This is a genomic window from Dialister sp. CAG:357 (genome assembly GCF_000435155.1).
GTDB classification, from domain to species: domain Bacteria; phylum Bacillota; class Negativicutes; order Veillonellales; family Dialisteraceae; genus Dialister; species Dialister hominis.
Map to the genome: position 1 here is coordinate 11871 of NZ_FR896422.1, position 12271 is coordinate 24141.

At 46.0% G+C, this 12271-nt stretch carries 9 protein-coding genes; 1 reads left to right on the forward strand and 8 read right to left on the reverse strand.

Annotated features, from left to right (window positions below):
- From ligA to M3200_RS04885, 8 genes are all read right to left on the reverse strand, one after another.
- On the reverse strand, positions 1-1991 hold a 1991-nt coding region (gene ligA / locus M3200_RS04850; protein ID WP_288178151.1), incomplete at its 3' end, for an NAD-dependent DNA ligase LigA.
- Positions 1992-1993: 2 nt separating this feature from the next.
- Positions 1994-4204, reverse strand: a complete 2211-nt coding sequence (gene pcrA, locus M3200_RS04855; RefSeq protein WP_022382423.1) for a DNA helicase PcrA — start codon at positions 4202-4204, stop codon at positions 1994-1996.
- Between the two features lie 87 nt (positions 4205-4291).
- Positions 4292-5236 (reverse strand): manganese-dependent inorganic pyrophosphatase, encoded by a 945-nt coding sequence (locus M3200_RS04860; RefSeq protein ID WP_022382424.1) that lies wholly within the window; start codon positions 5234-5236, stop codon positions 4292-4294.
- Positions 5237-5403: 167 nt separating this feature from the next.
- Positions 5404-6702, reverse strand: coding sequence for a phosphopyruvate hydratase (gene eno, locus M3200_RS04865; protein WP_022382425.1), 1299 nt, complete (start codon positions 6700-6702; stop codon positions 5404-5406).
- A gap of 52 nt (positions 6703-6754) precedes the next feature.
- Positions 6755-7501, reverse strand: coding sequence for a triose-phosphate isomerase (gene tpiA, locus M3200_RS04870; protein WP_288178152.1), 747 nt, complete (start codon positions 7499-7501; stop codon positions 6755-6757).
- Positions 7502-7505: 4 nt separating this feature from the next.
- A complete protein-coding gene (locus tag M3200_RS04875; protein ID WP_108850868.1) occupies positions 7506-8693 on the reverse strand; it encodes a phosphoglycerate kinase in 1188 nt (395 codons plus the stop codon).
- 2 nt (positions 8694-8695) lie between these two features.
- A complete protein-coding gene (gene gap / locus M3200_RS04880; RefSeq protein ID WP_288178158.1) occupies positions 8696-9706 on the reverse strand; it encodes a type I glyceraldehyde-3-phosphate dehydrogenase in 1011 nt (336 codons plus the stop codon).
- Positions 9696-10736 carry a sugar-binding transcriptional regulator gene (locus M3200_RS04885; protein ID WP_022382429.1) on the reverse strand — a complete coding sequence of 347 codons (1041 nt, stop codon included), beginning with the start codon at positions 10734-10736 and terminating at the stop codon, positions 9696-9698. The genes gap and M3200_RS04885 overlap by 11 nt, the downstream gene beginning before the upstream one ends.
- A gap of 551 nt (positions 10737-11287) precedes the next feature.
- Here M3200_RS04885 and M3200_RS04890 point away from each other — a divergent pair.
- A complete protein-coding gene (locus M3200_RS04890; protein ID WP_022382430.1) occupies positions 11288-12241 on the forward strand; it encodes a nitronate monooxygenase in 954 nt (317 codons plus the stop codon).
- Positions 12242-12271 lie beyond the last annotated feature (30 nt).

Genomic DNA, 12271 nt, shown 5'->3' on the forward strand with positions numbered 1-12271 from the left:
CCAAGTCTTGCCAGAAATTCTTCTTCACTAAGGACAGGGATTCCTTTTTCTCTGGCCTTGTCCAGTTTGCTTCCTGCGTCTTCCCCTGCTACGACAAGGGTCGTATGGTTCGTGATGGAACTTTGGACAGAGCCGCCCTGGCTTTTGATGAGATCTCCTGCCTCGCGCCGCCCCATGCTGGATAATTTTCCTGTCAGCACGACCATTTCACCTTCAAAGGCGCTTCCTGTTTCCTCTTCGACGGCTGCTTCCATCATGACGCCTGCGCTTTTAAGCTTATCCAGTACCTTCATATTTTCCATATCATGCAGGTAGCTGTACAAACTTTCAGCCGTTGCCTTGCCGATTCCGTCAATACTCTGGATATCATCTGTGCCGGCATTTTCCAGCTCCTCCATGGTATGGTACTTTCCGGCTACGAGCTCAGCACCTTTTGCACCAAGGAAACGGATGCCCAGGCCAAAGAGCAGTTTTGCCAATCCGCTTTCCTTGCTCTTTTCTATTGCTGCAATCAGGTTTCCGGCACGCTTTTCTCCCATCCGTTCAATCTGTTCAAGCTCATCCTGAGTAAGCCTGTAGAAATCACCGGGATCAGAAACAAGCCTGTATGCCAGAAGGCTATCGACCACTGACGGCCCCATCCCCTCGATGTTCATGGCATCTCTGGAGGCAAAATGCACCAGCTTTTCGCGGACTATGCCGCCGCAGTTCGGATTTGTACACCTGTAAGCGACTTCGCCGGCAGGACGTTCCACAGAGCTTCCGCATACCGGACAGACTTCCGGAATTTCAAATGGCTTTTCAGAACCATTTCGTTTTTCCTTCAGCACGCGGTCTATTTCCGGAATGATTTCCCCGGCTTTGTAGATCTTTACGTAATCCCCTTCGCGGATATCCTTTTCTTTAATGAAATCCATATTATGGAGGGTTGCTCTTTTTACGACTGTCCCTGCCAGATGGACCGGTTCAAGATCGGCAGATGGTGTCAGGACTCCTGTCCTTCCAAGAGTTACGACAATTTTTTCAACTTTAGTCTCGGCCTCTTCCGGCGGGTACTTGTAAGCCATGGCCCAGCGCGGATCCTTGACGGTTGCGCCAAGCTTTTCCTGCTGCGCAAAGTCATTGACTTTTATAACCATTCCGTCAGTGTCGTATCCAAGATCATGCCTGCGGACTTCCCAGTCATTGACGCCCTGGATGACTCCTTCAATGGAACCCCATTTCTTATAATTCGGGTTTACCTGGAAATGGAATTCGGAAAGTTTCATCAGAAGCTCTTCCTGCGAGGAAATTTCAAGGCCTTCAATGTCGCCTAATGCATACGCGAAAAAAGCCAGATTGCGGGCAGCCGTGACATGCGGATCAAGCTGGCGCAGGGAACCTGCTGCTGCATTCCTGCAGTTTGCAAACGGCATGAGTCCGGCTTCATCCCTTTCCTCATTGAGCATGATGAAGCTTTTTCTCGGCATGTAAACTTCACCGCGGACTTCCATATATGGCGGAGCGTTTTCTATGTAAAGCGGAATCGTATGAATCGTTTTTACATTGCTTGTAACATCTTCGCCGACTCTTCCGTCGCCTCTTGTCAGCCCCTGCGTCAAAACGCCGTTTTTATAGATCAGGTTCATTGAGAGCCCGTCGATTTTGAGCTCCGTAATATACTGGACGTGGTCTGTTTCAAGCCCTTCCTTGACCCTGCGGTCAAAATCCCGGAGCTCATCGGCGCTGAACGCATTGGCAAGGCTCAGCATAGGCTTCCTGAATCTTACCTTCTGGAAATCATCCGTTGCCTTTCCCCCGACTCTCTGTGTCGGAGAATCCGGAGTAACAAGCTCAGGATACTTTGCCTCTATGTCTACAAGCTTTCTGTACATATGGTCAAATTCATAATCTGAAATTTCAGGCTTGTCCAATACATAGTACAAGTAGCTGTGATGACGAAGCTCTTTTTTCAGTTTTTCGGCTTCTTCTCGCACATCTTCAGGAACCATAATCATTCTCCTTTCGTTATTGGAGCAAATGCAACCATGACCTGACGAATCTTATTTCTCGGGAATTCAATCTTCAGCATCATTTTGCTGTCCGATCCCATAACTGCAACGACTTTCCCCTTCCCCCAGAGGTTATGTACAGCCGTATCTCCTACCTTCCAGTCATAGCGTTTCGGCTCTTTCTGCGGTTTTGGCTTATTCACAACAGATACTTCCGACATTGCATAATCGACTCTGCTGGCCGTCTTCCGCCTTCTTGCCTGGAAAGCCCTGTCCTGCCGTTCATCAGACTCGACATGCGTCAGGAGGTCCTGAGGAATTTCATCAATAAAACGGCTGGGAAGGTACGGCTTGATCTGACCATACATCGTGCGCATATGGGCATTGAATAAATACAGCTTTTCCTTTGCTCTGGTCAAAGCCACGTAGCAGAGACGGCGTTCCTCTTCTAGTTTGGACTCATCCATCAGAGAACGGACGCCGGGGAATATGCCTTCATCCATTCCGGCTAGGAATACAATCGGGAATTCCAGTCCCTTGGCACTGTGGATCGTCATCAGTGTCACTCTGTCATTTTCATTCTCATACGTATCCACATCGTTGACAAGAGCAACCTTTTCAAGGAAATCTGATACTCCGCCTTCCGGATTATCATTATTGAAATCCTTGGCAACAGAGAGAAGTTCACCAAGGTTTTCCTCACGGCTCTGTACCTGCGGATCCTTGCTTTCCTGCAGCTGTTCCAGATACTTCGTATCCGTCATTATTTTCTGAAGCAGGCCAAAGACATTCGTCTCGGTAGATGCATTCAGGAACTCAAACATCATGGCTATGAAGTTCTGGAGCTTTGTCTTCGTAGACGAAGAGACATCAAGCCCGTCCAGATCCATCATTGCTTCGAACATGGATGTATTTCTTTCGTTGGCGTAATCGTAAAGCTTCTGTACGGTTGCCGCCCCTATTCCGCGCTTGGGGACATTGATGATACGCATAAGGCTGACATTATCTTTAAGATTGGATACCAGCTTGAGGTATGCAAGCATATCACGGATTTCTGCGCGGTCATAGAATCTCGTCCCTCCGACCATCGTATATCCGATTCCGCTTTTTACGAGCGCTTCTTCAATGACTCGCGACTGCGCATTCATACGGTACAAGACAGCCATATTTCCATACAGCTGATGCTCCTCATTGTGTTCTTTTCTCATCGTATTTACGATGAAATCAGCTTCACTGTGCTCATCGGAAGCTGTATAGAGGATAAGAGGCTTGCCCTGGTTGTTTTCTGTCCATAACCGCTTGGACGGTCTTCCGGAGTTATTTTGAATGACTGCGTTTGCCGCATCCAGAATCGTCTGCGTCGAGCGGTAGTTCTGTTCAAGTTTGATCACCTTGGCAGACGGATAATCCTGCTGGAAATCAATGATATTCCTGAGATCGGCGCCGCGCCAGGAATAAATACTCTGGTCAGCATCACCGACTGCACAGATATTCTGATTCTTTCCTGCAATAAGTTTTGCCATCAGGTACTGTGCATGGTTCGTATCCTGATATTCATCGATCAAAATATAGTGGAATCTGTCCTGCCAGCGTCTCCGGATCGATTCAATCGATAAGAGCTTTGTTGTCATGAAAAGCAGGTCGTCGAAGTCAAGCGCATTGTTCTGCTTCAGATGCTTGTCATAAGATTCATATACATCGGCAACCTTCTGTGCAAAGAAGTTCGATCCAACCTGCGCGCGGAATGCTTTCGGCTCAAGCAGCTGGCCCTTTGCTGAAGATATATGCGCCTGAATGATATTGGGCTGGAACTGCTTGTCATCCAGATTCAGTTCCTTAAGTATATTTTTTATGAGTGTTTTGGAATCATCCGAATCATAAATCGTAAATTTATCATTATATGGAGGATAATTGCTGATTTCACGTCTGAGGAATCTTGCGCCGAAGGAATGAAATGTATACATCCAGATTTTGTCAGCAGAAGTCCCCACAAGAGCATGAATACGTTCCCTCATTTCCTGGGCAGCCTTGTTTGTGAAAGTGATTGCCAGAATTTCAGACGGACTGATTCCCGATTCCATCATGTAGGCAATCCTGCAGGTCAATGACTTCGTCTTGCCTGAACCGGCCCCTGCCAGGATCAGGACTGGTCCGTCTATCTGCTTTACCGCTTTCAACTGCTGGTCGTTTAATGTGTTTAAATAATTAGACAAATCCTCAAATCTCCTTAGTGTAAAAAGAAGAACCCATAAATGACTGTACCTGTCAAAAATGAGTTCTTCCTACATTCATCGAATCAATTATTTTCCGTATACTTTTAACAGGAACGGAGCTACCTGTTTCTTACGGGACATGACCTTAGGAAGATATACACATCTATCTTCCGCTTTCTTGCCGAAAGCTTCTTCAGCTGCAGCTTCAGCGCCGCTGGTAAACCAGAGATATGTATCTTCTGTCAGAATATTGGTAACCATCAGGTAGGAAGCTTCATACTGTTTTTCTGCCTTGGTTTCCTCAAGAACTTTCATGATATCTGCGCGCTTGGCTTCGATCGGTTCAAGATCCATAACAGAAATCTGACCGCAGCTGAAAACTTTTCCGCCTGCTTCAAATTCCTTGGTATCATTGTGAGCAAGCTTTTCTGCCGGGTAATCAGAAATGTCAGCGCCTGCCTTAAGCATTTCCATGCCGTAAGCTTCATAATCGACGCCTGCAATTTCTGCCAGTTCCTTGACTGCAGCCTTGTCTTCATCTGTTGTAGTCGGGGATCTGAACAGAACTGTATCAGAGATGATCGCAGAAAGCATCATTCCGGCAACTTCTTTGGACGGTTTTACTCCATTTGCCTTGTAAAGGCCGTAAATAACGGTGTTTACGCATCCTACCGGGCGGATCAGGATGAAAATCGGATTTTCGGTTTCAAAATCACCCAGTCTGTGATGATCGATCAGTTCAAGGACTTCTGCATCCTTTGCGCCGTCTACGCACTGCTTGGATTCATTGTGATCGACAAGAATCAGTTTTGTCTTTTCATCATCCGGATTCTTTCTTGCAGTGCTTTCCAGTAAAACAGGTGCTTCTACCTTGAAATAATCAAGTGCGAACTTTGTTTCTTTGTTTGGTTCCCCTGCTCTGGCTGCTACGGCATCAACGCCAAGCTGTCTTTTCAAATAGGAATAGGAAACGGCAGCAGCTATACTGTCTGTGTCCGGTGATTTATGACCGATAACAAATACTTTACTCATGTTGTCTCTCCTTTGTAATTTATGGTCCAAATAATTTTAACGTTTTATACCGTCTTATTGTATCATTTCTTCATAATGATTGCACTAATTTATTGACATGCTGTATATGATGCATAAAAAAAGGGCTGTGGCAAAATGATTGCGCATTTTGTCACAGCTCCGTTTTTTTATTTTTCAAATATACGCAGCTTGCCGGCAAGCTCTTCGCTTCCATAGCAGGCATCTGCATCAAGTCCTTCTTCAATGCGGAGGAGCTGGTTGTATTTTGCAACTCGTTCAGATCTGCACGGCGCACCTGTCTTGATCTGTCCTGCATTCAAAGCAACTGCCAGATCAGCAATTGTCGTATCTGCCGTTTCGCCCGAGCGATGGGAAATAACAGCTGTGTAACCGGCTCTCTGTGCCATCTGTACGGCTTCAAATGTTTCAGTCAGCGTGCCGATCTGATTCAGTTTAATCAGAATGGAGTTGGCAACGCCTTCTGCAATTCCTCTGGAAAGACGTTCTGTATTGGTAACGAAAAGGTCGTCCCCAACAAGCTGTACTTTGTCTCCCAGTGAATCTGTCAGAAGTTTCCATCCTTCCCAGTCTTCTTCTCCAAGCCCGTCTTCAATGGAAACAATCGGGTACTCGGAAATCAGGTGATCGTAGAATTCAATCATCTGTTCAGCGGTCTTTGCTGCATGATCTCCGGATAAATGGTATAAGCCGTCGTCGCCAAGGAGTTCAGATGCAGCAACGTCAGTAGCAAGGACAATATCGCTTCCTGCAGTATAGCCTGCTTTTTCGATAGCTTCGCAGAGAAGTTCCATAGCTGCTTCATTGGACGGAAGATCCGGAGCAAATCCGCCTTCGTCTCCAACTGCAGTAGAAAGTCCTCTATCCTTAAGAACAGCTTTTAAAGTGTGGTATACCTCAGCGCACATGCGAAGGCCGTCCCTGAAGCTGGAAGCTCCGACAGGCATGACCATGCTTTCCTGGATATCAACATTGTTGTCTGCATGAGCGCCGCCATTAAGTACGTTCATCATCGGAACAGGCAGTACGTGTGCATTCACTCCGCCAAGGTACTGGTAGAGCGGAAGTCCAAATGAGTTGGCTGCAGCATGAGCAGCAGCAAGGGATACGCCAAGAATGGCATTTGCACCGAGTCTGCTCTTGTTTTCGGTTCCATCAAGGTTGATCAGAATATGATCCAGCCCTCTCTGATCACTTGCGTCCCAGCCGATAACGGCATCTGCAATTTCACCATTTACGTTATCTACGGCTTTAAGAACACCCTTTCCGCCATACCTTGTCTCATCTCCATCACGAAGTTCGGTGGCTTCAAAGATACCGGTAGAAGCACCGGACGGAACTCCGGCGCGGGCAAATGTCCCATCCTCCAGTGACATATCGACTTCCAAAGTAGGATTTCCACGTGAATCTAAAATTTCTCTTGCATGAAGATCCGTAATGACTGCCATAATCTAACTCCACCTATACCCTTTCATCTGTCCCTTTAATAAAAATGATTTCTCAAGCCTTCTGATAAATAGAAATGAATTCTTCTGGTTTTAAGCTGGCCCCGCCGACCAAAGCGCCGTCAATATCTTTTTCTCCAGTAAAATCGTTGATATTTCCGGCATTGACAGAACCGCCATAGAGAATCCGCACCTGATCTGAAACTTTTTTCCCGGCAATATTTTTAACAATCTGCCGGATCAGCTTTGCAACCGCTTCTGCTTCATCTGCAGTTGCCGCTGCGCCCGAGCCGATCGCCCAGATAGGTTCATAAGCGATAACAACATTTGAAACCTTATCAGTGGGGATTTTCTCAAGAGCTGCCCTTACCTGTGTTTCTATTTTCTCCTCTGTTTTCCCTGCATCATGTTCATCCTTTGTTTCACCGACGCAAAGAATCGGAGTTATATCGTGATCCAGTGCACATTTTACTTTCCTGGCAATAAATTCATCGCTCTCTCCCAGGATCTCTCTTCTTTCAGAATGTCCGCAAATGACATACGTGCATCCAAGATCCTTGAGCATAAGAGGTGAAATCTCTCCGGTAAAAGCTCCGCTTTCCGCCGGATACATATTCTGTGCGCCAAGACCGATTGATAATCTGCTTATAAAAAATTTGGCAACTGGAATATCGGTAAAAGGAAGAATGAAAACCAAATCTACATCTTCCCTGGCTTTTACTTTAAACTTTTCAAAATAGTGACCTGCCTCCGTCACCGTCTGATTCATCTTCCAATTTCCTGCAATTAACTTTTTCCTCAAATTATCACTCCTTGTCAGCAAGGATTGCAACGCCCGGAAGAATCATTCCTTCAAGCATTTCCAGCGAAGCGCCGCCGCCTGTCGATACATGAGAGAATTTGTCTCCGATTCCAAGCTGATCAACAACCGATGCGGATTCTCCTCCGCCGATGACAGTCGTCGCATTGAGGGATGCCATAGCCTTAGCTATTGCATAGGTTCCCTTTGAGAATGGTTCCATTTCGAAAACGCCCATCGGGCCATTCCAAACGACAGTCTTCATTTTCTGCAAAGTTTCAACATAAAGATCAATGGTCTTAGGACCGATATCAAGCGCCATCCACGGGCTGGAGAATTCTTCTGCCGAAAGAACCTTTGTCTTTGCTTCAGCGGAGAATGAATCACCTGCCATGAAATCAACCGGCAGCATGATGCTTGATCCAAGATCATTTGCCTTCTTCATAAGGTTTCTTGCCAAATCAAAGCGGTCTTTGTCCTGCAGGGATTCGCCCATGTCATAACCCTGGGCTGCAACGAATGTATTCGCCATGCCGCCGCCAATCAGGATGACATCTGCCTTTTCCATCAGGTTTGCAATAACCTGGATCTTGTCACTGATTTTTGCTCCGCCTATAATCGCAGCAAATGGCCTTTCCGGATGTTCAATGACGCCGTCAAGGAAATCAATTTCCTTTTTAAGAAGAAGGCCGGATACCATAGGCAAAAGTCTGCCAACGCCTACGATGGATGCATGTGTACGGTGGGATACGCCGAAAGCATCGTTAACAGCCAGATCGCATCCTTTGACAAGTGCTTTGGCAAAATCCGGATCATTCTTTTCTTCTTCCTTATGGAATCTTAAGTTTTCAAGAAGAATAATCTCGCCCGGCTTCAGTTCTTCTTTGGCCTGATCAGCTTCGGGTCCAATGCAGTCCGGAATGAATTTGACTTCTTTTTGTAAAAGTTCTGCCAGACGGGCTGCAGCAGGACGGAGAGATAATTCTGCTTTATATTCGCCCTTCGGCCTTCCCATATGACTGGCCAGGACAATGGCTGCGCCCTGATTCAGAAGATACTGAATTGTTGGAATTGTAGCCCGGATTCTGCGGTCATCCAGAATATTCCCCTCTTTATCATGGGGAACATTATAATCGACACGGATGTATACAACCTTTCCTTCAGGCTTAAGATCATACACTGTCTGCTTGTTCATCATTACAGTCCTTTCGATGCAACATAAGCTACAAGATCAATAATACGCATTGAATAACCCCATTCGTTATCGTACCATGCAATAACTTTGACAAGATTGCCGCCCATAACCATGGTGAGCAGGCTGTCAACGGTAGAGCTTACATTTGTTGTGCGGAAATCGCTGGATACAAGGGGTTCATCCGTATAAGCAAGGATTCCTTTCAATTCGTCTTCAGCGGCTTTCTTCAATGCTTCGTTGACTTCTTCCTTTGTAACTGTCTTTTCCAGTTCAACAACCAGATCGACCAGGGATACGTCCGGGGTCGGAACGCGGATAGCCAGTCCGTTCAGTTTGCCTTTCATTTCAGGAATGACAATGCCGATTGCCTTTGCTGCGCCTGTGGAAGTCGGAATAATGTTTTCTGCAGCAGCACGGCCTCTTCTTGGATCCTTCTTGTGTGCTTTTTCAAGAATAGCCTGGTCATTCGTATAGGAATGAACGGTTGTCATAAGTCCGCGTACAATGTGGAACTGTTCATGCAGTACTTTTACAATCGGAGCGAGGCAGTTTGTCGTGCAGGAAGCGTTGGAAATAATATTGTCTGCCTTCGGGTCATATGTTTCTTCATTGACGCCCATAACAATCGTTGCGTCATCATCTTTGCCCGGTGCTGTGATAATAACCTTTTTCACAGTTCCCTTGATATGCTTTCCGGCGCTGACTTTATCTTTCAGCTTGCCTGTGGATTCTACAACGATTTCAACACCATACTTGCTCCAGTCCAGATGCTCCGGATCACGATCCTGGAAAACATGAACACGTTTGCCTTCAATGATCAAATCGTCGCCGTCAATTTCTACCTTTTCATCAAGTCTTCCGTGAACAGTATCGTATTTAAGAAGGTAAGCAGCTGTTTCAACCCCGCTTGGATTGTTAATAGCAACGACTTCCAGATCGTCCCTCTTCAGCATGCCGCGAAATACGAGTCTTCCAATTCTGCCAAATCCATTAATTCCGACTTTAACCATGATCTTTGCAACCTCCTGTTGTCGCTTTTTCACCTGAAACTAGTTGAAGTATTTTTCTGCCGGCCCCTTCATCAGTAATGAGGACTCCGCGTATTCCTGCTCTTGCCACAGCAAGGATCGCTTCCCCATTATGACTTCCGCCTGCAGTAATTAATATATGTGGTATTGCTGGTATATCGTCCCTGGAAATGCCGACATTGTACAGGCGATATAAGATTTTCCCTTCCGCATTGACATATAGTCCCAAAGCTTCGCTGGATACATTTTCCTTTTCCAGCCGCCTCGTTACATCTGATGGAAGTTCGTGATACTTCTTAATATCCTCTGCACTGTCTATACCAGTAACCAATATACCCGCTTTTGAAAACAATTCTTCTGTCTGATTGATCTGCGGCAATTCTTTTTTCAGCTTGTAGAAAAACTCGGGACTCAATCCATCCGGTATTTGAAGGATGTGATACTTCCCTCCTAATTTTTCAGCCATATGAGCTGCCACATTATTTGGTAAAAAATCTATTCTCCTGCCAAATCCTCTTCTGATCGGTAAAACATCCACATTCATGTGAAGCTTTGGGAGCATTTCCGCCAGTTCAGCCATCAATGCTCCGCCGCTCACTGCCACTATGTCATCATCTCTTATAAGACGAATCAGGGCCAAGGCGGCCTCCTGGGCTATATCACCTCTTACTGACTCCTTCTCATCAGAATCTCCCCGCACCAGTATGACCTTTTTCATCGATAAGATTTTCTGCAAAGATGCTGCCATCTTATCGGAAAAAGGACTTTTCCGGAAATAATGGGAAAGCGGCTCCAGGAGTGATTCACCCTTGCTGGTCAAACTGATCCCGGAGGGCCTGTAAACCAAAAGCCCGGTCCGCTCCATTTCTTCAATGTGTTTCCGAATAATGCTGTCTGACAATTCCGTCTGTACGGTTAAAAGATGTCTTCCGACCGGTTGTGCTGCATGGATCTGTCTGAGGATTTCATACCGCTCCTGTGCTTCAATCATCATCTCCGGCACAAGAAGCATCATTAAGGAGTCCTCTTCCACCTTTATCACTTCCGTATCATATATTTATGAAATTAGGGATAGAGAAAAGCCTGAACTTTACCCTTACAGTATATCACGCAGTTAATAATACTACAACAACTGCCGTTAATTCTATAATTAAGTATACATTATTTAACCATAATGTGCATTAAAATTATGTAATATATACTTATTCCTATATTTTACGTGCAGGAAAGGCTGATATTTCCACATTGACTCTCTTCTAAAATCAAAGCCTTTATCCGTTTTTATATCATTTCCTCATCATGGTTCATTTCAGGCAGATATTTTCCTATGTTTTCTCATTACATGAAATTTGCGCATTGCATAGCAGCCAAAGGGTTACTTTCATGCATTCATTATGCATTTGTCTTCCGGTAATCCGCATGATAGGGCTTAAAACTTACCTATTTCACATAAAGCAGGTATAATGGGAAAAGAATAATAAACCGGTCTTCATAAGGCATCAAGCAAAGTCCATTATGAAATTTCACTTTAATCCGGTATTTTCATATCGCAAGGAGATGGATATTATGTCATGGAACACAAAGTTAACGAAGCTCCTCAGTATTGATTACCCCATCATTCAGGGTGCAATGGCCTATATTTCAGACGGAGTGCTGGCGGCTGCAATGAATCATGCAGGCTGCGCAGGCGTCATAGGCTCGGGCGGATTCTCTGCAGATGAAGTCAGGGACAGTATCAGGACAGCCAAAGACATTCTGGGAAATGGGAAATGCTACGGCGTCAATTTAATGCTGCAGGCGCCAAACGTCGATGATGTTGCTCAGGTGATCTGTGATGAGAAAGTCCCCTTCGTAACCATTGGTGCAGGCAATCCCCTCCCATGGTTTGAACCTCTTCATCATGCAGGCATCAAATGCATTCCGGTTGTTCCAAATGCAAAGCTTGCCAAGCGTGTGCAGGATGCCGGAGCTGATGCCATCATCGTCGAAGGCATGGAAGCAGGCGGACATGACGGTAAAGTGACACTCATGGCTCTCCTGGAAAACATTCTTCCCGACATCGAGATTCCACTGGTTGCAGCCGGAGGCATCGTGGACGGAAGAGGTGTTGCGGCATCTCTGATCATGGGCGCTTCAGGTGTCCAGATGGGTACACGCTTCCTTCTTGCTGAGGAATGCCACCTGCTCCACCCCAATGCCAAGCAGGCCATCATCAATGCCAACGATACGGATTCTGTCGTCTGCGGCTTCACTACCGGAGACAGTGTCAGAGGATTAAGAAATAAGTTCTCTGATAAGTATCTGCAGGAAGAATACAGCGGTGCTCCTTTGAGCACCTTGACTGCACTTTCCAGAGGGACAAACAGAAAAGGTGCCATTGAAGGCGACACAGAAAACGGCTTTATCCTCGCCGGCATGTCACTGACCCATTTGACAAAGATTCAGCCCGTACAGGAAATCGTTGAAGATATCGTATCCGAAACAGAACGCTGCCTGGCAAATGCCAGCCGCGTCATTTAAATCAGCTGCATAGTAAAAAGACCGCGGATT